This window comes from Pseudoalteromonas sp. NGC95 (assembly GCF_015864705.1).
Lineage (GTDB): Bacteria > Pseudomonadota > Gammaproteobacteria > Enterobacterales > Alteromonadaceae > Pseudoalteromonas > Pseudoalteromonas arctica.
Genome location: NZ_JADYWR010000001.1, coordinates 116,785 through 140,169 on the forward strand (window position 1 = coordinate 116,785; position 23,385 = coordinate 140,169).

Sequence of the window (23,385 nt, forward strand, 5' to 3'; positions counted from 1 at the left end):
GCCAAAGCACACAAAACTATAATGAAAAGCCGCTGCATTACTGCAACGGCTTTTTACTATTATGAGAGCTTAAAGTAGAACCTATAAAGATCAATTTTTGACTCAGGGATTTTTTATTAGCCGGTGATACTAATTGGCCGTTAAACAATACTAATGCACGGCAAAAGCAAATATCAGTCGATTCAACGTTAATTGGTTGCCCTAAGTTAGCAATAGTAGGATAGTAAATTACACATAAAACAATAGCTTTATCTTAGGAGTATTATGATCAAAGTATTATTAGCGACCAGCTTAATTGCCTCTTCATTCGCTGCTTTAAGTAATCCTTTAACTGTTGAAGAACAGCGTATCAACAAAGCACAATCAGCAATGCCAAATGTTTTAAATGCATTTACCCCACAAGTATCAAATTTTGAACAACAATTTAAAGAATTAAACGACTTTAAAAGTGCAAAAACATTAGTACAAAGCTTCAGCTTTGAACTGTGGGAAAACGCAAAACAACGCATACTAAAAACCAATAACTACGACGACCGAGAGCTTTACTGGGCACGCCTGCTTTCAAGCAAAGTAATACGCACAACGTCACCTAAATTTTCAATTACGCAGGCTCAACTAAATACTTTACTAACAATGCTTGAGGACGGCAGCAGAGGCCGTACCGACCTTGCTTTTTCATCAGGCAGCACTAAAAAAATATTACTAACTGGCTTTGACCCATTTTTACTCGATAAAAACATAAACCAAAGTAATCCTTCAGGTGTTGCGGCGTTATTACTCGACGGCCAAGTTATTAATTACAACGGCATAAGCGCAGAAATTAACACCGTTATGGTGCCTGTGCGCTACGAAGACTTTGATCAAGGTATAATAGAATCGCTACTTGCCCCCTACTACGCACTTAATAATGTAGACATGGTAGTAACCGTAAGTATGGGCAGAACAGAATTTGATTTAGAGCACTTTCCGGGTAAACGTCGCAGTGTAACTGCCCCCGATAATGCCAATATTGTGTATGGTGGAACGCAAACAAGCCCAGTAATACCAAAGCTTAATGGCAGACTACTCCCGGGCAACGAGTTTGTAAAATTTAGCTTGCCTTTAACTTACATGCAACAAGCCAAAGGCCCTTATAAAGTTATCGACAATCACGAAGTCACCACGCTTGAAAAAACCTATAAAGCCGGTTCGTACGGCGAGCTTAAAAATAGTATTGCGGTTAATGGCGGTGGTGGTGGTTACCTGTCTAACGAAATATCGTACCGCAGTATTCGCCTGCGCGATGCGCTTAATTCAAGTATACCTACAGGGCATATTCATACCCCACGTATACAACAATTCGAACCTGAAACAGAAGCTAAAATAGTAAAACAAATAAAGGCAATGCTAGAGCAAAGCTTAGTAGCGCTATAGTTTAGAACGACTAGTTTAAGCACATAATAAAGGGCAATAACATTGCCCTTTATTTTCTCATGCACTCTCCCACGGTTAATCACATGGTAAACGCATTTTCATATTCTATTCACAGTGGTCTAGACAGAGTAATTAACTCGATGAGCAATAAACTAAAAAGCTAGGTATTTGATGTCTAGTCAAAATTTAGTGCCTTTGGTTCCACTAGAAAGTCGACTTGCTGCACAGTTGTTATGGGGCTTTGGGGATCTGCATGAAGGCTAAATCCTTTTACCATACTATAGAAATAATTAACCCCTCGCAGGGCGCTGAGCTTACGGGTAGCGGGAGGGGTGTTGTTGATGTCAATAATAGAGATTATAAGTATAATTTCAAGGCATTTGTTGTTTGGGCCGATATTGGCACTAAACGATGACTGAGAGGTAAGCCAAGAGCCTTAATTAATCATCAATGATGCTCAATTAAAACGCTTAAACTCATATGGCGTTCTTTATTCAAGCCATGGTGTATATTCACACCAATCGACGTCATTAATAGTTGTATAGGGTACAGTGCGTAGCCATATTTAAATTGAGTTTAAATAATAAGAATACTTGATTTTTGAATAAAAAGTTCAAGAAAACACAGCAGCCTGCTTGACTGGAACTTTCTAATGAGTGCCCCCTTTGATTTTAATGTATAAGGCCAAAAATGTGGCCTTATACTACAAAATAAAACGTGACAACTAATACAACTCAGCACCTATGAATATATATACGTAATTACTAAATTCAGGCTTAGTTAAATGCCCGCCTTCAGAAATCGTATCTAATAATTGTGCATAACTGTTTGCATCGGTTGCATTACCAGCATAGCCATAAAGTAATAACGTTAGCTCTTCTAAAATAACTTCATCGGTAGGTTCAGGAAAAATACTACCGAAAGATAAATCAGGAATTTGACCGCTTATGCCACCTCTTATTGTCCAATCAAACCTGCTTTCTGCAGCATCATCAACTAAAAAACTATAACCCCATGTTGTTCGAGCAAACCGGTTATCTACATTGCTAAAGTCAAAGCTTGCATCATTGTTTTCAGTAATCTGAAGTAAACTAAACCCTAAATCATCAGTAATCGTGGGAAGCTCTGTCAGCTGATAATCACCATCAGTTTCTATTGCGCTTCGAGCATAACTGTGGATATCAACTTCAACACCATCTACGTTCATCGGGTCGGACATAAAATCAAACTGCACATAAGAATTGTGCTCAGTTACTGTGGGGAATATAAAAAGAGTGTCTGATATTCCTGAAAAACTATATTGAACAAACTGATAAGTATTTTCAGCTTCAATATAACTTCTAGTACTAGAATAATCAGCATTAAAATCTAATTGAACAGGAACTTCAACACCGTCATGAATAAAATCTTCATCAGTTAGCGTAATAACTGACGAGTTTACCGGTACATCAATAACTGCTGCTTTTGCATCAACTGAATACCTAGACAGCGCTGTTAAATAGAGCTTATTGTCACTAGGACAAATATTTACAGAACCTGAAACCTCATTACCTTGAGATTGGTATATCGTGTAATCAGATGCAATCGTACTTAGCGCTGTTGTATCAACATTATATTCAGTACACCCACAACCTTCGCTAAAGTTATTAAAATAAAACTTGCCTAAATTAGCTCTATTTTCAATATCAAGCTCAGTGAAAATTTGCTTATAACCACCGTCGGTCTCATCAACCACATCGCCCAGTAATGATACATGTCTTGTACCAGAAGGTAGTTCACCTGAGAAATTACCTTGGGCGTCGGTTTTAACAGAGCCTATAGCATCACCATCGTCGTTATGAAAAACAACATCAGTTTGATACGCAGAATCGGTCCCGCACTGGCGAGTTAATGCTTGTAATGAAATAGTTTGAAGCTGAGCTGTACTGCCGCCATTTAATGAGCTTGCAGAATTCCCATCTGATGAAGAGCCACCACATGCGCTGAGCGTTAAAGAAAGTGCAATAGCGAGTGGGGTAAGTATAAATTTATTCATTTTTATTAGTCCATTAAGTTTATTCCGTTTCATTATCTCAACTTAAATAGAGCAACAACAAGTTATTTAGCAACTAAATTGCAATAATTTGTAAACAAAAAAACATACAACTCACAAATAAAGCCAACAAATAGCCATACCTGCAAAGTTAAGCATTTATTAAAGCTAAAGTTACTCGCTAAAGTCTAGAATACAGAAAAATGCAAAGGGTCAGGTCTTGTTTCTTGCCAAGGCCAAAACAATTATCACGTTTAACACCTTCCCCCGTCACCACGCCATTAAAATGAGCAATTGATTAGTAATATCGCGTATGGATGCGCGATAAGACGAAGATAGACCAGAGAGGGACCAGCGGCAGCCCCTCTTTGGCTGCTGTCGCCACCGCGACAAAACCTTGAATAAGGTTTCTAATCTTAAAAAAATGCGAAACGTATTCGCGTTATCGATGATGGTGACCTCAAACACCTATTCAAATACTTATTCAGGCTGCCGCCCGCGCGTCAGCAAGCTAAACGCCTACAATAAATAACACATACTCTTGGCTTTTAAGTGAGTAAGTATATTTGTGATTTGTTGGGTTTCGTTTCACTCTTCCCAACCTACGCCCATATAATTTATGGCGAATCACCACACACAAAAAAGCCGTTGCATTGCTGCAACGACTTTTTTAATTTTGATAAATTCCCAAACTATAATGGGACTTACTACCCATTAAAGGTCAAAAAATTAGTCTCTGTTCTTAGTCGCGATAAGTCTCAACCGGTGGACAAGCACACACTAAGTTACGGTCGCCGTATACGTCATCAATACGTGTAACGGTTGGCCAGAACTTGTTTTTAGCTACTGCAGGCACTGGGAATGCAGCGTAAAAACGGTCGTACGCGCGGTCCCATTCGTTACCTAATACGTCGCCTTGTGTATGCGGTGCAAACACTAGCGGGTTGTTTTCGATTGACCATTCGCCAGAGATTACTTTTTCAATTTCGCCTTTAATTGACACCATTGCTTCGATAAAGCGGTCAATCTCACCTTTTGATTCAGACTCAGTTGGCTCAATCATTAATGTGCCAGCTACTGGGAACGACATAGTTGGTGAATGGAAGCCGTAATCTTGCAAACGCTTAGCTACGTCCATTTCAGTAATGCCTGATAGCTCTTTAAGCGGGCGTAAGTCAACAATACATTCGTGAGCAACACGGTTGTTACGACCACGGTATAAAATTGGGAAATGCTTGCTTAGCTCATGCGTTAAGTAGTTAGCATTAACAATTGCCATTTCAGTAGCTTGTTTTAAGCCCTCGCTGCCCATCATGGTGATGTAAGCCCATGAAATAGGTAAAATAGCGGCTGAGCCGTAAGGCGCTGCCGATACCGCACCGTTACCGATGTTAGTACCTGGTACGTTAATTACGCTGTGGTTTGGCATAAATGGCGCAAGGTGCGATTTAACACCAATTGGGCCAACACCTGGACCACCGCCACCGTGTGGAATACAAAACGTTTTATGCAAGTTTAAGTGCGATACGTCAGAGCCAATAAAACCTGGGCTTGTTACGCCAACTTGCGCGTTCATGTTTGCGCCGTCCATGTAAACTTGGCCGCCGTGCTCATGAATAATGTCACAAATTTCGCGAATTGTTTCTTCGTATACGCCATGCGTAGACGGGTATGTGATCATGATGCACGATAAGTTTTCAGACACTTCCTCAGCTTTCGCTTTAAGGTCGCTCATGTCTACGTTACCGTTTTTGTCGCAGTTAACTACCACAATTTTCATGCTTGCCATTTGCGCTGATGCAGGGTTAGTACCGTGCGCAGAGCTTGGGATCAAACATACATTACGGTGTGCATCCCCTCGTGACTCGTGGTATTTACGAATCGCGATTAAGCCTGCGTATTCACCTTGTGCGCCAGAGTTTGGCTGAAGTGATACTGCATCGTAACCGGTAATGTTTACTAGCCAGTCGTGTAGCTCGCCAATCATTATTTGGTAACCTTCTGCTTGATCTAGCGGGCAGAATGGGTGAAGGTTTGCAAACTCAGGCCACGTAATTGGGATCATCTCAGCAGTCGCGTTTAGTTTCATGGTACATGAGCCTAACGAGATCATTGAGTGATTAAGCGATAAGTCTTTGCTTTCTAGTCGCTTAATATAGCGAAGCATGTCTGTTTCGCTGTGGTAGCTGTTAAAGTTTGGATGCGTTAGTACTTCGTCGTCACGTACTAAACTTGCAGGAATTGACTCGCTGCCATTTGCTTCAACGTCTGCTGCAATAGCGTCAACACTTAGGCCATGGCCTTCGCCTAAAATAATATCGAATAACTGTGCAATATCGGCGCGTGTTGTTGTCTCTGATACCGAAATTGAGTACTCGCCTTCGTGGTTTGTTGCAAAGTTTACGCCTTTTGCAATTGCACGTGCTGTTACGTCGTCTTTGCTGTCGCTTACTACTGTTAGCGTATCAAACCAAGTACTGTGCTTAAGTGCGATGCCTTTAGCTTTAAGGCCAGCAGCTAAAATATCAGCAAAGCGATGTATACGCTGCGCGATAGTTTTTAAGCCTTGTGGGCCGTGGTACACCGCGTAAAACGCTGCCATGTTGGCAAGTAATACTTGCGCTGTACAAATGTTTGAGTTGGCTTTGTCGCGGCGAATGTGTTGTTCGCGCGTTTGCATTGCCATACGTAGTGCGTCGTTACCTAAACGGTCTTTAGATACACCAATAATACGACCTGGTAATGAACGTTTGTATGCGTCACGTGTTGCAAAAAATGCTGCGTGTGGGCCGCCGTAACCCATAGGTACGCCAAAACGTTGAGCCGAACCAAGTACTACGTCTGCGCCTAGTTTACCCGGTGCTTTTAACAGTAATAAACTCATTATGTCGGCAGCAACACAGGCAATGGCCTTTTTGCTTTGTACGCCAGCAATTAGGTCTGTTATGTCTACCACTTCGCCTGATGTAGTTGGATATTGGAACAATGCGCCAAAAATGTCGTGGTTAACGGCATCTTCTGCTTTACCTACAATTATTTCAAAACCAAACTGCTCGGCACGTGTTGTTACTACGTCGATTGTTTGTGTGTGTACGTCGTCGGCAATAAAAAAGGCATTGGCTTTTTTAGCTTTTGATACGCGTTTTGCAAGGCCCATAGCCTCTGCAGCGGCTGTTGATTCGTCAAGTAGTGATGCGCTTGCTAAATCAAGACCGGTTAAATCTAGGGTCATAGTTTGGAAGTTTAATAATGATTCTAAACGCCCTTGAGCAATCTCTGGCTGATACGGTGTGTACGCTGTATACCAACCTGGATTTTCTAGTACGTTACGTAAAATTACGTGCGGTACGTTAGTTGGGTGGTAGCCTTGGCCAATGTACGATTTGAAAACTTTATTTTTGCTGGCTACTGATTTTAGGTAGCTTAGTGTTTCAACTTCAGTACGGCTTTCGCCAACTGTTAGCGGTTGTTCTAGACGAATGCTAGCCGGTACAGTTTGGTCGATCAGCTCTTGCACACTCGATACTTCTAAAGCACTTAGCATATCGCTTACTTGTGCTGGGCTTGGCCCAATATGGCGGCGAATAAAATCTTGCTTTTGCTCTAGTTCTTCAAGAGATTTGGCGTTTGACATGAATCCAGATTCCTATGATCCTAAATGCTAATGGGTAACTAGCATTAATTAAAATATTTGATGATTTAACAGCTCACTCAGTATGGGGTTGTATGCTGTAAAATCATAAAAGCCCCATTTTTATACATTAAACGGGGCTTTTAGTTATCTTCAAAAAATGATTATTCTTCGTCGATAGTGTGCGAGTAACCTTCAGCGTCTAATAAGTTGTCTAGCTCAGACTCGTCAGATGCTTTAATACGGAATAACCAACCGTCGCCGTAAGCGTCGTTGTTTACTGTTTCAGGTGAGTCTTCAAGTTCTTCGTTAATAGCAACAATTTCGCCACTGATAGGTGCGTAAATGTCTGATGCTGCTTTAACTGACTCTGCTACTGCACAGTCTTCGCCAGCGTCTACTTCGTCGCCAACTTCTGGTAATTCAACAAATACCATGTCGCCAAGAAGTTCTTGTGCATGCTCAGAAATACCAACAGTAAATGTACCGTCGCCTTCACTGCGAACCCACTCGTGTGAAGGTGCGTATTTTAACTCGCTAGGAATGTTGCTCATTTTATTTGTCCTTTGGTTTATATTGGGAGGATACCAATCACAATAATTATTGTGATTGGTATAACCAAATTATTTAAATTATTGATTTACCGTTACGTACAAAGCTAGGCTTTACTACTTTAACGTTTACTAATTTTTTACGCATTTCTACTTGAGCTGTATCGCCTGTTGAACGTGGTACACGTGCAAGGGCTACACTAAAACCAAGTGTTGGTGAAAAAGTACCAGAAGTAATGATACCTATCCCACCGTCAACAATTACTTTAGAACCGCTACGCAAAACGCCTTTTTCTTCAAACACTAAGCCAACTAGTTTGTCAGTGCTTTTTTCTGCGCGTTGCTTAACAAGTACGTCACGGCCAATAAAGTCGCGATCTTCTGGTTCCCATGCAATGGTCCATGCCATGTTAGCTGCAAGTGGTGATACGCTTTCGTCCATATCTAGGCCGTAAAGGTTCATACCTGCTTCTAAACGTAGCGTGTCGCGTGCACCTAAACCAGCAGGCTTAACACCTGCGTCTAGCAGTTGTTGCCATAAATCGGCTGCTTGGTCGTTCGGTACTACTATTTCGTAACCGTCTTCGCCAGTATAACCCGTTGTGGCAATAAATAAATCACCTACTTGAACACCAAAAAACGGCTTCATGCCTTCAACAGCTGCTTGTTGCTCAGCATTTAAAAGAGTGGCTGTTTTTGCTTTAGCGTTAGGGCCTTGTACTGCAATCATTGCAAACTCAGGGCGCTCTGTAACCGTTACGTCAAAGTCGCTCGATACGTTAGCTAAATGCGCTAGGTCTTTTTCGCGCGTTGCTGAGTTAACAACTAGGCGGTAAAAGGTTTCGCTAAAGAAATAAATAATTAAGTCGTCTATTACACCGCCTTGCTCGTTAAGCATGCCTGTGTAAAGCGCTTTACCTGGTACGGTTAATTTTGCAACGTCGTTAGCTACTAGCTTACGTAAAAATGCTTGTGCTTGAGGCCCTTCAATATCAACAATAGTCATGTGTGATACGTCAAACATACCTGCGTCGGTACGCACGCTATTGTGTTCTTCTATTTGTGAGCCGTAGTTGATTGGCATTTCCCAGCCATGAAAATCAACCATTTTAGCGCCCGCTTCTAGGTGCTTAGCATGTAGTACAGTTTTAGAAGTCATAACATTCCTTCACGTTTAAATTAACCCTGTTTAGGGCGTGGCTTAAATAGACTTTAATTGCTTAATCGCAATTAAAAACAGGTAAACATTGTTACGTTCACCTGTTGTTTGTATTCGTTATGCGGCTTCACTATGCATAAGTGCAAAACCTTGCGCTTGCATGTAGCTTTGCCATTTTTGTAATTCTTGTTGTTTAGCGACTAATACAAAGTGTTGTTCGTCGTTTTTATCAATGGCGGTAATAAATACATCACCACTTTGCGCACCGTAGCATAGTTGCGCGTCAGAAAGGCGCAAACCTGGTGTTAATTTAAAAGCATTTACTAGAGTATCAAACGCGTTGTCGCCACTTAAAATAAAGCTTGCTAGGTCGGTGCGTACTACATAATCAATATCAAAACGTAGTTGTTGCTCGTTTATAAGTGCTTGTAGTTGAAGGCTTGCGTTGTGTGGCAGTACGAATCTAAAGGCGGTTTCGCTAAAGTAATAAACAGCAAAGCTGTAGTCAGAATTATAGTCGCCATCAAGCGTGCCTTTTAAGCCTAAACCGCTGGCGGTAAGCTTAGTTAAATCAAGGCCTAAAATAGTGCTTAAAAATACACTGGTTTCGGTGCCGCTAAAATCCATTACAACGTGATTGTTGTTAGTTTGCAAAGCGTTAGTAACCGCACTACTTGCGTTGCTGTGGCGGGCAAACATTATTGGGTTAAAAGTCATAACAAACACCTGTGTATTTTCGATTACAAAAGTATATTGCCCACGCCTACCAACAACAAATTGTAATTTTTTATCAATTGATAAATAATACTTATATATATAGCTATATAAATTGTAATTTTAAATATGAAAAACATATCAACAGACGGTTTACGTACTTTTGTAATGGTAGTTGAAATAGGCGGCTTTGCTAAAGCAGGCGATTTACTTGGCCTGTCGCAACCTGCTGTAAGTTTGCAAATAAAGCGCTTAGAAGACGTGCTTGGCTATAAACTATTTAAAAAACAAGGACAGCGCCAAGTATTAAACCAGTACGGCGAGCTATTATTGCCTATGGCAAAACAAATGATGCAACACAACGATGCTATTTTGCAGCAGTTCACATCAGAAAACATCGCAGGTAAAGTGCGCTTGGGTATTCCGAGCGAATTTGCAGCGCGTATTTTACCTTCTATTATTGGCGACTTTGTGGCGCTCTACCCTGAGGTGTCGTTAGAAGTTAAGTCGCGTTTAAGTAAACATTTACTTTCGGCCTCAAGGCAAGATCAGTTCGATTTAGTACTTGCGCTAAATGAGCGACTTAACTCTGATAAGTTTCCTATTTTTATGCAAGACGAGCTGGTGTGGGTGGGCGACCTGTCACTTGCGCAAAACGACGTGGTTACGCTAGTTACCGCGCCAGAGGGGTGTATTTATCGTCGCCGTGCAATTGATGCATTAAAAAGTGCGGGCATAAAATACCGAATTGTATATAGCAACGCCGATTTAACCGGCCTTATTGCTGCATTAAAAGAAGGCTTAGGTATTACCGTACTTGCTAAAAGCACAGTACCGAGTGAGCTTAACTATCAAGTTCAAACCAAACATTTACCCACTCTTGGTAATATTGGTATTAGTTTAATTAAAAGTTCGGGTGAATCTGACCATGCAGTAGATAAGCTCGCGGAGTTTATAGCGCTACGTTTAGGTTATAGCTAATCAAAACTTTATAACGAGTAAAGCAATTACAAATTAATACAAAAGAAACGATTTAGTTAACAAAGTTGCATAAGTAGGTGCTTTTAGTTCTATTAAACTGAATAATTAAATACTTAATAACATTGATTCGTATTCGTTAACGTGTTCAAATTACGCCAATTAAGATAATTGACATGATTAGGAACACAATGAACCCTAAGTTTTTAGTATCTACCCTGGCAACTGCGGTTGCTTTGTCTTTTAGTGCTACTGCAATAGCAAAAGACACCAGCAATAAAGAACAACGCTTTGAACAAATTACCGTTATTGGCTCAGAACAAGCAATTAACGATATTCCTGGTTCGGCTACGTTTATTTCTGATGAAGAACTTCAAAAATTCAAATTTACTGATATTTCTCGCGTTTTAGCGTCTGTTCCGGGCGTGTACGTGCAAGAAGAAGACGGCTACGGCCTTCGTCCTAATATTGGTATGCGCGGCACAGGTACTGGCCGTAACGATAAAATATCAGTAATGGAAGACGGTGTATTAGTTGCACCAGCACCATACTCAGCACCATCTGCTTACTACTTCCCTACTACGGGTCGTATGGAGTCTATTGAAGTATTAAAAGGCGCGGCATCAGTTAAGTACGGCCCGCGTACTACGGGCGGTGTTTTAAACTTACTTTCGCGCAGCTTACCTACTGAGCCAAATAGCTCAAAAGGTATGGTAGATGCAGCCCTTGGTGGTGATGGTTACTACAAAGGTCACGCTTACTTCGGTAAAGAAAAAAACAACACAGCAGGCTTAATTGAAGTATTTACTTACGGCGCAGACGGCTTTAAAGAGCTGCCAGTAGGTAATGACAACACCGGCTTTGAAAAAACAGATTTACTATTAAAGTTTGGCCATACGTTTGGTCAAAACGATGCGCATAATCTTGAGCTAAAAATTAAGTACTCTGACGAAACATCAGACGAAACATATATGGGCTTAACTGACGAAGATTATCAAGAAAGTCCTTACCGTCGTTATGCTGCATCGCAAAACGATGAAATGAATACTCGCCATAACGCATACCAACTTAACTACGCGTACCGTTTTGGTGATGGCTATGAGTTTTTAGCTACGGCTTACTTAAACGATTTTCATCGTAACTGGTATAAAGCCAGCAAAGTAAGCGAAAGCTACCTTGAACAATACAGTGAATTTGAAGCAAACCCGACAAGCGAAGGTATTGAAGGTATTGGTATTAAAGCTAATAACCGCGATTACCAAGCTAAAGGTATTCAGTCTGAATTACATATTCCTGCAGGCGATCACTATGTGACTGTTGGCGTACGTTACCACGAAGACGAAATGGATCGTTTTCAATGGGAAGACAAATACACACTTAATCAAGACCTAAGCTTAACGCTTACAGAGCAAGGCGTTCCGGGCTCTGACAGCAACCGTGTAGATAGCGCAGAAGCAAGTACCTTGTTTATTCAAGACGAGTGGACAATTGATGCATTAGTAGTAAGTGCAGGCCTTCGTTATGAAGACATTACTATTACGCGTGAAGAGTGGTCTAAATCAGATCCAACACGCAGCAACGGTTTAACTAAAGATGTGTCGAACGATACTGAAATTTTAGTGCCGTCACTAGGTGCTACTTACACGCTTAACGAAAACGTAACGCTACTTGCGGGCATTCAAAAAGGTTATGCACCAGCAGCACCTGGTAATGCTGACCAAGAAGAAGAAGAAAGTGTAAACATTGAGTTTGGCTCTCGCTTTAATATGGATGGCTTTAGCGGTGAAGTAATTGCGTTTTACTCTGACTACAGCAACATGCACGGTAACTGTACTGCAGCGGTTGGTTGTAGCGACGACAACATTGGCGACCAATACAACTACGGTGAAGTAGAAGTAGCGGGCTTTGAATTTAGTGGAGCACGTACGTTTGCAACTGATACAGCTATGTTCCCAGTTAAATTAACGTATACCTACACAGACTCTGAGTTTAAAAACGATTTTGATTCAGAAATTTGGGGCACGGTAGAAAAAGGCGATGCAATGCCTTACGTACCAGAAAACCAAGTAGCGTTATCGTTAGGTGCTGAGTTTTCTGCGTTTGTAGTTAACAGCCAAATACGTTACGTATCTGATGCGCATGCTAACTTAACGCAGTCGGGCTTAAACGCAATTGATAGCCGCGTAGTATGGGATTTAGCTGCTAAATACTTAATCGATGAAAATCAAAAAGTATACCTAAGCGTTGATAACTTGTTTGATAAAACATACGTTGCTAACCGTTCAAACGGTGGCATTCAACCAGGTAAGCCACGTACTGTACAGATGGGCTACACTTACTCATTCTAAATTGAAAGCTGGTTAAACGGTTCACTAACAGCGTTAATAATTTTTTATGTAAGAACACTACACATCTAAATTATTGCCTTGTTATTAAACCGTTTACCAAAGCTTACATAGTTAAAGCGTAAGTTACAGATACAAAAAAGCCGAGATTGAATTTCAATCTCGGCTTTTTAATACATAAAACTTATCGTTTTATATATTAGTTATTTGCGTTACGTTGGCGTAATACTTCAAACAAACAAATACCCGTGGCTACCGATACGTTTAAGCTTGAAACAGTACCCGCCATTGGGATTTTAACGAGCATATCGCAATGCTCACGCGTTAAGCGTCGCATGCCCTCGCCTTCTGCGCCCATAACAATCGCCATTGGGCCCGTTAAGCTTGCATCAAATACGTGGTTATCAGTTTCACCAGCAGTACCTACAACCCATACGCCTGCATCTTTAATTTCGCGAAGCGTACGTGCAAGGTTAGTCACTTGAATAAGCGGTACTGTTTCGGCTGCGCCACAAGCTACTTTACGTGCTGTGCCGTTAAGCTTTGCAGAGCGATCTTTAGGTACAATTATAGCGTGAACACCTGCAGCGTCTGCACTACGTAGACATGCGCCTAAGTTATGCGGATCGGTAATACCATCAAGTACAAGTAAAAACGGGGTGTCTTCACGAGCGATTATCGCATCAAGATCTTTTTCGTTAAACGTTGGCGCTGCTTTTACGTTGGCAATAATACCTTGATGCTGCTCACCCTTTGATTTGCTATCAAGGGCTTTACGCTGCATAAACTGTACTGAAATACCAAACTTACGTGCTTCATCAATAATCGGAGTTGAGCGTTTGTCGTCACGACCTTTAAGGGCGTAAATTTCTACAAAGCGCTCTGGCTCGCTTTCTAAAATTGCTTCAACAGAGTGAAAGCCAAAAATTAATTCATTACTCACGTATTATCTGCTCCTGGGCTAGTACTTTTACGGGCATTTTTGCCAGCTCTTTTAGGCTTTTTAACTGCCTTCTTCTTAGGCTTTTTCTTTACGGCAGTGTCTGCTGCTTTTTTATCTGCGGGTTTAGTTGCAGACTTATTTGCAGGCTTGCCTTTATCTTTATTTGCTGGCTTTTTTTTACCTTTTGGTTTGTCATCGCTGTGCGACTTTTTACCCGGTACTTTGCCTGCTTTTAATTGCGAACGCACACTTGCTGGCGCATGCTCAGATTTACCTGAGCCTTTTTTTGGCGCACGACGACGTGAGTATCTGTCTTGTGCAACATCGCCTTTAAGCGTTAAGTTGATACGGCGATCGTCTAAACTAACCGACGCAACTTTTACTGTTACTTTATCGCCAAGGCGATAAACTTTGTGAGAGTGCTCACCTATTAGGGTGTGTTTTGCAGCGTCATGTGCAAAAAACTCGTCGCCTAAATTAGTAACATGAATAAGCCCATCAATTTGTAAATCGTCTAAACGAATAAACAAACCAAAGTTAGTGACCGATGAAATAACACCGTCAAACTCGTCACCTACGTGATCTTGCATAAACTCACATTTAAGCCAATCCGCTACTTCGCGAGTTGCATCATCGGCGCGGCGCTCTGTGGTAGAACACTGCTCACCTAGTTGATCAACTTCGTCGTCGGTATAAGCGTATTCGCCAGACGTTTGCTGACCTTGTGCTTTTATAACTGCTTTAATAGCACGATGTACTACTAAATCTGGGTAACGACGTATTGGCGATGTAAAGTGCGCATAAGCCGATAACGCTAAACCAAAGTGACCAATGTTATCTGGCTGATATACAGCTTGTTTCATTGAACGCAGTAGCATAGTTTGAATAAGCTCGGCTTCTGGGCGGTCACCTAGTCGCGCTAATACTTGGGTTATTTCTTTTGGTGTTGGCTCGTCGCTTAATGTGCTTTCGATACCTAACTCGCCTAAAAACTTAGTAAAGTTACCTAGTTTTTCGCTGTCTGGTTCGTCATGCACACGATAAAGCGCGCTTGCTTCGTGCTTTTCAAGAATTTTAGCCGCCGATACGTTGGCTAAAATCATACATTCTTCAATTAGTTTGTGCGCATCGTTACGAATAACAGGCACTATTGATTCTATTTTACGCTGAGCGTTAAATACAAAACGTGTTTCTAGGGTTTCAAACTCAATGGCACCACGGTCTTGGCGTGCTGCTTTAAGTGCCATATACATTTGCTGTAAGTCAGTTAAATGTGGCACTACGGCTGAGTATTCTTCGCGTAGTTTTTCGTCGTTTTGTAAAATGGCATTTACTTTGGTGTAAGTTAAACGTGCATGCGAGTTCATTATCGCTTCGTAAAACTTATAGCCCGAAAGTTTACCCGAGCTCGATACGGTCATTTCGGCAACCATACATAAGCGATCTACTTTTGGATTAAGCGAACATAATCCGTTAGAAAGCACTTTTGGTAGCATCGGAATTACTTGCTCAGGAAAATACACTGAGTTACCACGCAAAATTGCTTCTTTGTTAAGCGGCGTGTTCATTCCTACGTAATGAGATACATCGGCAATGGCAACCCATAAGCGCCAGCCACCCGATTTTTTAGGTTCACAGTATACGGCGTCATCAAAGTCGCGAGCGTCTTCGCCATCAATAGTTACAAGTGGTAAGTCACGTAAATCTACGCGGCCTTTTTTGTCAGCGTCTTCAACAAACTCACCTAGGTGAGCAACTTGTGCTTCAACTTTTTCTGGCCATACATGTGGGATATCGTGATTGCGCAGTGCGACTTCAATTTCCATACCTGGGGCTAAATGCTCACCAAGTACATCAATAATTTTACCTACCGCGTTCATGTTACGGCTTGGATTTTGAGTGATTTTAACCTGCACCATTTGGTTATGGCGGGCACCGTTTTCGTTGCCTGGTAAAATCATTATATCTTGCGTTATGCGCGGGTCTTCAGCTACCACAACGGCAACACCATGCTCTACAAAGTAACGGCCAACAATTGGCGCGCGCTCGTTAGTAAGCACTTTTATAATACGTGCATCGCATTTTGAGCCAGAGCCACGCTTAGTGCCTTTAGCTAGTACAATGTCGCCATGTAACACCATATTCATTTGGTGCTTAGCAATAAACCAATCTTTACTCTCGCCTTCAACTTCTAAAAAGCCAAAACCGTCTCTGTGGCCTATTACTTTGCCTTTGGTTAAACCGGCTTCGTCAATTAGGGCGTAGCATTTAAATTTATTAAAATACAGCTGTCCGTCACGCTCCATAGCGCGAAGGCGGCGTTTAAATGCTATTTGGCGTTCGTCATCGTTTACTGCTAGTTCTTCACATAATTGCGCGTAGTTAGCAGGCTTTGAACGCTCTTGAAGGTGAGTAAGTATAAACTCACGACTAGGGACTGGGTTTTCGTACTTTTCTTGTTCTCGACTGAGATTTGGATCTTGGTTTGACATTCACTATCTTGTTAGTTGGTTATGTAGGTATTTTAACCCATATAGTTATAATGAGACAGGTAAAAGCGATTAAACTTTTGAGAAAGCACTTTTACCTTGCTGTTTATCTTTCTGTATAGTTTAAAAATCTAGCGCAATGGGGCTTAACGACCCCTTAACTGCAAAGTATTTAGTCATCTGGTAGCAATGCTAAAACCCTATCGCGCTAAATACTATTTTTTTGTAGATTTTTCCAGAGCAGTTTGCTTATATTATCAATAAAGCTTGGGTCTTCCTCTTTCATTGTAAGCAAAATTTGCTTATTCATTTGTGATTTATTTTGAGCGTAAATCCAGCGGTTTTTATTAAACTGCTGGGCAAACTCAAGTGCACCCGCTTGTAGTTCGTCGTTATTTGCAAACACAGCTTCAACCACTTTATTGTCTAGCAACTGCTGTGCACCAACACGCTCTCCTGACATAGCTAAACGATTAAAGAATGTTTGCGAAATAGCTTTATTAATTATAGGAAACATCGACGGTACAAACGGCACCATTACATCCACTTCAGGAAAACAAAAGAAGCCTTTATCTGACTTCATAAATCTAAAATCGCACGCACACGCAAGCACCGAACCATTGCCATAGGTATGCCCGTTTAACGCAGCAATAATAGGCATAGGAAAAGTAACTATGCGCTTAAACAAGTCACTTATTTGAATCATAAAGTCAGAAATAGCAGCAGGTAAAATACTTGGATTAGACATCCATTGAAGGTCGATGCCTAATGACCAGTTTTTGTCACTCGAAGACGTTAGAATAACTGACTTAATATTTTGATCTGCTTCAATGTGGTCAAGGTGTAAATTAAACTCAGCCAAAAACGCTGGATTGTGACGGTTTTCAGCGGTATTCATGGTGAGTATAGCGGTGTTATTTTTAGTTGTTAGTTCTATTAAATTTGCCATTAAAACCTCTTTTAGCGCTTTTTAAGCTAACTTTAAGCGCTGTTCGTTACTTTTATAAGTAACATAGTAATACTTTGCTTATAATTTATAAACCCACTATTTAAAGCCATCCTTTTTGTTTAGCTATACGTGCAGCATCTATACGGTTAGTGGCGTTTAGCTTAGCAATAGCGTCTGATAAATAATTACGTGTAGTACCTTCGCTTATAAATAACTGCTTGGCTATGTCGCTTGTTTTAAGGCCGTCGCTTGCAAGTTTAAGTGCTTTGCGTTCTTTATCGGTAAGTGGATCTGCGTCGTCCAATGCATTAATAGCAAGCTCTGGGTCTATCACTTTTTGCCCCTGCATTACTTTTTTAAGCGCATTTATTAGCTCTTCACTGGGTGCTTCTTTTAAAATAAAACCTTTAACACCTGCCGTAAGCGCTCGCCTAATATAACCCGCACGAGAAAATGTAGTCATAATAACCATTTTTATAGCGGGGAACTTAGCGGCTATTTTTTCGCTGAGCTCTATACCATTCATGGTTGGCATTTCTATATCGGTTAAAATTATATCGGGATGTAAATCAATATCAAGCGCCTCAATTGCATTAAGTGCATCTTGCCCGTTACTTGCTTGCCCAATAATCTCAATATTAAAATCGAGTCCTAACAATGCTGCTACTGCGTCGCGCACAAGCGCTTGATCTTCCACTAAATACACTCTGATCATTGTAAATCCTTAGCTGAAATTGGTAGCATTACATTTAAAGTAAAAATATCGCCACAGGTAAATGTTGCACTGCCATTTAATTGTTCTGCTCGCTCTTTAATACCATTTAGGCCATTGCCCGAATTCAATGTGGAGCACGGTGCACGATCAATAACGGTAATGAGTAGCTGCTGCGCTGTTTGTTCTATATTTATTTCGCAATTTTTTGTGCTGCTATGGCGTAGCAAGTTGGTAACGGCTTCTTTAATTATAAGGCCTGCGATGCCCTCTACTTTAGCGGGTAGAGTATTTAAAACTACATTAAATGAAACGTTAAAGTCTTGTTCTATTAATCTTTGTTTTAACTGTGCTACTTGGCTAACAAGGTTAAGCTGTTTTAAATCACTAACGGCGCTTCTTACATCACTAAGTAACTGCCTTGCCAGATCGGCCACTTGTGCAATTTCGCTATTTGCTTGAGCGTAACGCTCACCTTGGTTTAATTTATTGGCAAGCTCAGCTTTTAAAGCAATAGATGACAATGAGTGACCTAAAATATCGTGCAAGTCGCGGGCTATCCGTTCACGCTCAGCAATTGCTGCTAATTGCTCTAATTGGTTAGCGTTTTCTTGCTCACGTTTTTTGTACAGGCTCTCTCTTTTAGCTGCAATACCATAACTAAATAAGGCTGCACATAAAATCAAAGCAACGGCTAAAAAGTATTGCACCTTCCCTATATCACCAATATATGCGCTTAATAAAACCGTAGATATAATCGCGAGTGCAGCATAAATTCTTTGATGGTAGCTGTATGCATAGCCTGCTACGTACGCTGCAAAGCCAAATAAAGTAGGAGTACCTGTGGTGTAAAAAGTGGCGCAAAAACAAATTAATAGCATGGCTACAAATAACTTGGTCACCCCTGCACTTTTGCAGTTTATTGCTTTTACATATAAAAGAATAAAAGCAACATAAAAGGCTAAAGACATCGTTATTTGGTTAGCAGTAAAGCTCGCAAAATTAATTATTAGTGGGAGTAAATAAAAGCCTGTAAAAATTAAATGCCCATATTTCCAAAAACCTTTATCACTTTGTTGAGAAAAGGAGTTAAGCGAGCTCATACTAATACCTCAGGCATATTATTTTTACTTATAGGACTATTTTTATTAATAAATATAAATAACATAAAAATGCATGCCAGCATAAAGCAATCTGCGTACGTAATCGTAAAACTTAACGCCTCTAGCACTTCATTAATAGTTAAGCTGATTAAAATTAAAGAATTCATAATTATCCCCTGTTGAGTAAGGTAACTATGCCAGCGTATAAAAATAATAAGAGTGTGAAGTGTCATCAACTTTTATGACATTTGTCATGCGATAAAAAAATTCATCTTAAGAATTTTTAAGCAATGTTAATATGTTCAAAAAGTACAACAAGGAAACTAAATGCAATCTCAGCAGCAAAGTTTAATTTATTTGCACATAGCGGTATTACTTTTTGGCGGAACCGCTTTATTTGCCAAGCTTATTGGTTTAAATGCTTTAGATATTACCGTTTACAGAACTGCAATTGCAGGGATGGCTATTTTAGCCATGCTGTATTTTCAAAAAAAACAAATTAAACTCAACAAACCTAAAGACTACCTTATTGCGTTATTTTTAGGTATTGCGGTGGGTATTCACTGGGTTACCTATTTTGCTGGTATGCAAATGGCCGGTATAACTATTGGAATGCTGGCATTTTTTAGCTATCCCGTAATGACGGTGTTTTTAGAACCCTTATTTAATAAAAGCAGGCCAAAAGCAAAAGATATAATAAGTGCGGCGGTGGTTGTTTTAGGTATTTACCTGTTAGTACCAAGTGCAAATTTAGGCGACGATGTGACCTTAGGTGTAATAACAGGTGTTATATCGGCATTGTTTTTTTCAATCAGAAACATTACCCATAAGCGCTACTTTAGCCAATATGGTGGCCCGCAAACTATGTTTTATCAAACCTTAGTGGCAAGCATTATGCTGTGCGCATTTATAGAAGTGCCGGTATATGAGGTTAGTAATCACGACCTGATTTTAATTGCCATAGCGGGTGTTATTTTTACGGCTACACCGCACTCGTTATTTGCAGCAAGTTTAAAGCATTTATCAGCGGCAACTGCGGGGTTAATTTCTTGCTTACAACCACTTTATGGCACCATACTGGCTATAGTAATTATTCATGAACGTCCTACTGTTATGACGTTAGTTGGTGGAGCACTTATTGTTAGTGCCGCTTGTTTTGAAACGTGGTCAATCACTAAAAAGGCTCGACAATGAAAGTATTTGCACACCGTGGTGCCAGTGGGGATTTTCCTGAAAACACCAAAAGCGCTATTTTAGAAGCGTTAAAAGTAGGTGTTGATGGTATTGAAGTAGATATTCAAAGTTCCATCGATGATTACATGTTAATACACGACTCATGGCTCGATAGAACCACCAGCGGTAAAGGTAGGGTGAGTAACTTTACGGCACATGAACTCTCTAAACTTGATGCTGGAAAGGGTGAAAAAATTCCCACTCTTCAGCAGCTGTTTGATTGGAATAATAATAAATCCTTATTAAATATTGAGCTTAAACATACGTTTGAACTAGAAAGGTTTGTGGCTCAACTAGAACAAAACATTGAAGCTAACAAAATATCGAAAGCAAATATTTTAGTATCATCGTTTGATCATCATCAACTACAGTGGCTTAAAAGCAAGCTACCATGGCTTAAAATAGGCGCCCTTACTTCTTCTATTCCAATTAACTATGCAAAGTTTGCAAGTGATTTAAACGCTTATAGCGTACATGCAGATAAAACCTTTATAAATAAGGCTTTTGCCGATGATGCAAAAAAAAGAGGCTTAAAGATTTATGCTTATACGGTCGATAGAGAACAAGATATAGCGCTAATGCTGGAGTATGGCATAGACGGAATTTTTACGAATTACCCAGCGCGAACCAAAGCTTACTTGTTATCGTTACAAAGAAGCTAACTTACACCTCCCTAACTAAAATAAGAATCGTAGGGCTTAAGCATAATGAGTAGTTTTATGAAAATTTATAACTATATAGAGCAAACATTCTTTTTTACGTTAACGCGTAAAATAATCGGTAATTTAAGTTTTGTATTATTGTTCCAAGCAATTACATTATTTTGGCTGCATCAGAGTTTAAGCGAACAACAGCAAAGCACAGGGCTATTTTGGCTGCTTACGCTTGTTATTATATCTGGTTTTATTTTTACTCTTTTTTATATGCGTTTTTTAATTGTTCGCCCTGTTACTGCTATGCGCGATACTTTGATAAAAATAAACCAACAAGATGCAAATTTAGCAGCAAAACTTCCTCACTTTTCGTATGACGAATTTAAAGATTTAAGTACACAATATAATATATTTACTGCCCATTTAAGTGAGTTACTCAGCACAACATATAACAGTGCTCAAGCTAGTGCACACAGTAATATACAAGTCACTGAATCGATGAAAAATACTGAGCAATCAAGCGAGCAACAAATACAGTTAAGCCACAGTATTATTAATGCCAGTATGCAAATAACCCAAAGCTTACAAAACATAGTAAATAATACAGATAGCGTGCATAACGTTAATAATGAACACCTTAACTTTGTAAAACTATCTGCATCAGAGCTCGCTACTTTAGTAAAGCAGGTTAAACTTATTACTAATATGCTAGGTAGCTTTTCAAATACAATTGCGGGACTGAAAGAGAACAGTGAAAACATTCGTAGTATTTTAAAAATGGTTGAAGAGTTTTCTGATCAAACTAATTTGTTAGCCCTTAACGCCGCAATAGAAGCAGCTAGAGCGGGTGAAGCTGGCAGAGGGTTTGCCGTAGTTGCAGACGAAGTACGCACACTTTCAATAAAGGTAAGTGGCGCAACTAGGCAAATAAGCGACTTTATTACTCAAATGAATGAGCTAGTAAATGAAACAAATAAAGAGTCAGAGCAATTAATGACTCACTCCAATAATGCACAAAGCTCAATTAGTGCAACCTCCGAGGGTTTTACAAAAATGCTTAGCGAGTTTGAGCACAACCAACAGCAACTACAACAAATAGCCAGTGCTGTACATATGCTTGAGGGCACTCAAACTAATACTCACCAATCGGTAGAGCAAATAGTAGCTTTAGGTGAGCAAGCTAAACAGCAAATAGATACGGCATTAGCCGATAGCGAGCAATCTCAACAGTTAAGCTTACAGACCCAACAACAGTTAAAGCGCTTCGTGCGCTAAGAAGCGTTTTCGGGCTCAGAGAAATATGGTAAATTACGCAGCTATTAATTTAAGTGTGTGAAGTGTGTGAGCAACCCTACCCCAGACTATGAAAAATTAGCCCTACAAATAAAAACCTGGGGGCAAGAGCTTGGTTTTAGCGAAGTAGGTATTACTGATATTGACCTATCTAAGCACGAAGCCCAATTGCAACGCTGGCTTGATGCTGGCTACCACGGCTCGATGGATTATATGGCTGCTCACGGCATGAAACGCGCTCGCCCTGCTGAATTAGTACCTGGTACACAGCGTGTTATATCCGTAAAAATGAATTATCTCCCTCCCGATGCTGGCTTTGCAAAAACCTTAAAAAATAAAGAAAAAGCATACATAAGTCGTTATGCACTGGGTCGTGATTACCATAAATTAATGCGTAATCGTTTAAAAAAACTTGGCCAAAAAATGGAGCAAGAAATTGGCGAATATGGCTTTAGGCCCTTTGTAGATTCAGCCCCGGTACTTGAGCGTCAACTTGCCGAAAAAGCCGGTTTAGGGTGGCGCGGTAAGCATTCGTTATTAATTAATCAAGAAGCAGGATCATGGTTTTTTTTAGGCGAGCTATTTATTGATTTACCCCTACCAATAGATGCAGAGAACACGTTTGAAGGCTGCGGAAAATGTGTTGCTTGTATTACTCTTTGCCCAACAGGTGCAATTGTAGAGCCTTACGTTGTTGATGCACGTAAATGCATATCGTACTTAACGATAGAACACCAAGGCCCCATACCCGAACAATACCGAACTTTATTAGGCAACCGTATCTATGGTTGTGATGATTGCCAGTTGGTATGCCCTTGGAATCGTTATGGACAAATAACGGATGAAAATGACTTTCATCCCCGTACTCAATTAAAAAATAAAGATTTACTTGAGCTATTTGCTTGGGATGAGCCTACATTTTTAAAAAATACCGAAGGCAGCCCTATTCGCCGCATAGGTCACGAACGTTGGTTACGTAATATAGCGGTCGGTTTAGGTAATGCAGAGTTTAGCCCGGCTATTATTCATGCTTTACAAGATAAAAGCCAAATATCCAGCGAGCTTGTTTTAGAACATATTGAATGGGCGCTTGCTCAACAAAACGATAAACAACGATTACAAATTCGTAAAACGGCTAGGTTAATCAGAATCGTAGAAAAAGGCTTACCCAGAGATGCATAATGCAG

The 23,385-nt window shown here is 40.4% G+C and carries 17 protein-coding genes; 7 read left to right on the top strand and 10 right to left on the bottom strand.

Going from position 1 to position 23,385, the window contains the following annotated elements; translation table 11 throughout:
• Positions 1-264: 264 nt before the first annotated feature.
• Complete coding sequence (locus tag I6E70_RS00540) at positions 265-1,413, top strand: hypothetical protein (protein WP_197187804.1); 1,149 nt, start codon at positions 265-267, stop codon at positions 1,411-1,413.
• Between the two features lie 724 nt (positions 1,414-2,137).
• Here the strand turns inward: I6E70_RS00540 and I6E70_RS00545 are convergent.
• The 5 genes from I6E70_RS00545 to I6E70_RS00565 all read right to left on the bottom strand — a co-directional run bounded on the left by I6E70_RS00545 (position 2,138) and on the right by I6E70_RS00565 (position 9,503).
• Positions 2,138-3,448: a hypothetical protein gene (locus I6E70_RS00545; RefSeq protein ID WP_197187805.1), complete on the bottom strand. Its 1,311-nt coding sequence runs from the start codon at positions 3,446-3,448 to the stop codon at positions 2,138-2,140.
• A gap of 739 nt (positions 3,449-4,187) precedes the next feature.
• Complete coding sequence (gene gcvP / locus I6E70_RS00550; RefSeq protein ID WP_197187806.1) at positions 4,188-7,079, bottom strand: aminomethyl-transferring glycine dehydrogenase; 2,892 nt, start codon at positions 7,077-7,079, stop codon at positions 4,188-4,190.
• 161 nt (positions 7,080-7,240) lie between these two features.
• Complete coding sequence (gene gcvH, locus I6E70_RS00555; RefSeq protein WP_024590231.1) at positions 7,241-7,630, bottom strand: glycine cleavage system protein GcvH; 390 nt, start codon at positions 7,628-7,630, stop codon at positions 7,241-7,243.
• Positions 7,631-7,703: 73 nt separating this feature from the next.
• Entirely contained in the window at positions 7,704-8,786 is a 1,083-nt protein-coding gene (gene gcvT, locus I6E70_RS00560) for a glycine cleavage system aminomethyltransferase GcvT (RefSeq protein WP_121955113.1), read from the bottom strand.
• A 117-nt stretch (positions 8,787-8,903) separates the two neighbouring features.
• A complete protein-coding gene (locus tag I6E70_RS00565; protein WP_002958026.1) occupies positions 8,904-9,503 on the bottom strand; it encodes a hypothetical protein in 600 nt (199 codons plus the stop codon).
• 126 nt (positions 9,504-9,629) lie between these two features.
• On the opposite strand from I6E70_RS00565, the gene I6E70_RS00570 reads away from it, so the two are divergent.
• Positions 9,630-10,481, top strand: a complete 852-nt coding sequence (locus I6E70_RS00570) for a LysR family transcriptional regulator (protein ID WP_007579940.1) — start codon at positions 9,630-9,632, stop codon at positions 10,479-10,481.
• A 188-nt stretch (positions 10,482-10,669) separates the two neighbouring features.
• Positions 10,670-12,826 carry a TonB-dependent receptor family protein gene (locus I6E70_RS00575; protein ID WP_197187807.1) on the top strand — a complete coding sequence of 719 codons (2,157 nt, stop codon included), beginning with the start codon at positions 10,670-10,672 and terminating at the stop codon, positions 12,824-12,826.
• Positions 12,827-13,022: 196 nt separating this feature from the next.
• Here the strand turns inward: I6E70_RS00575 and rlmB are convergent, their stop codons facing one another.
• The 5 genes from rlmB to I6E70_RS00600 all read right to left on the bottom strand — a co-directional run bounded on the left by rlmB (position 13,023) and on the right by I6E70_RS00600 (position 19,019).
• Positions 13,023-13,766, bottom strand: coding sequence for a 23S rRNA (guanosine(2251)-2'-O)-methyltransferase RlmB (rlmB, locus tag I6E70_RS00580; RefSeq protein WP_007378377.1), 744 nt, complete (start codon positions 13,764-13,766; stop codon positions 13,023-13,025).
• A complete protein-coding gene (gene rnr / locus I6E70_RS00585) occupies positions 13,763-16,258 on the bottom strand; it encodes a ribonuclease R (protein WP_197187808.1) in 2,496 nt (831 codons plus the stop codon). Before rnr ends, rlmB begins: the two co-directional genes overlap by 4 nt.
• Before the next feature lie 205 nt (positions 16,259-16,463).
• Positions 16,464-17,204 carry an enoyl-CoA hydratase/isomerase family protein gene (locus I6E70_RS00590; RefSeq protein ID WP_197187809.1) on the bottom strand — a complete coding sequence of 247 codons (741 nt, stop codon included), beginning with the start codon at positions 17,202-17,204 and terminating at the stop codon, positions 16,464-16,466.
• 100 nt (positions 17,205-17,304) lie between these two features.
• On the bottom strand, positions 17,305-17,919 hold the full coding sequence (locus I6E70_RS00595) for a response regulator transcription factor (protein WP_197187810.1): 615 nt from the start codon (positions 17,917-17,919) through the stop codon (positions 17,305-17,307).
• Positions 17,916-19,019, bottom strand: coding sequence for a sensor histidine kinase (locus I6E70_RS00600; protein WP_010554317.1), 1,104 nt, complete (start codon positions 19,017-19,019; stop codon positions 17,916-17,918). Before I6E70_RS00600 ends, I6E70_RS00595 begins: the two co-directional genes overlap by 4 nt.
• Before the next feature lie 327 nt (positions 19,020-19,346).
• On the opposite strand from I6E70_RS00600, the gene I6E70_RS00605 reads away from it, so the two are divergent.
• The 4 genes from I6E70_RS00605 (at position 19,347) to queG (ending at position 23,380) form a co-directional block, all read left to right on the top strand.
• A complete protein-coding gene (locus I6E70_RS00605) occupies positions 19,347-20,213 on the top strand; it encodes a DMT family transporter (protein WP_101164448.1) in 867 nt (288 codons plus the stop codon).
• A complete protein-coding gene (locus tag I6E70_RS00610) occupies positions 20,210-20,914 on the top strand; it encodes a glycerophosphodiester phosphodiesterase (RefSeq protein ID WP_197187811.1) in 705 nt (234 codons plus the stop codon). Before I6E70_RS00605 ends, I6E70_RS00610 begins: the two co-directional genes overlap by 4 nt.
• Positions 20,915-20,959: 45 nt before the next feature.
• Entirely contained in the window at positions 20,960-22,180 is a 1,221-nt protein-coding gene (locus I6E70_RS00615; RefSeq protein ID WP_197187812.1) for a methyl-accepting chemotaxis protein, read from the top strand.
• A gap of 66 nt (positions 22,181-22,246) precedes the next feature.
• Positions 22,247-23,380, top strand: a complete 1,134-nt coding sequence (gene queG, locus I6E70_RS00620; RefSeq protein ID WP_197187813.1) for a tRNA epoxyqueuosine(34) reductase QueG — start codon at positions 22,247-22,249, stop codon at positions 23,378-23,380.
• The last annotated feature ends 5 nt before the right edge of the window (positions 23,381-23,385 follow it).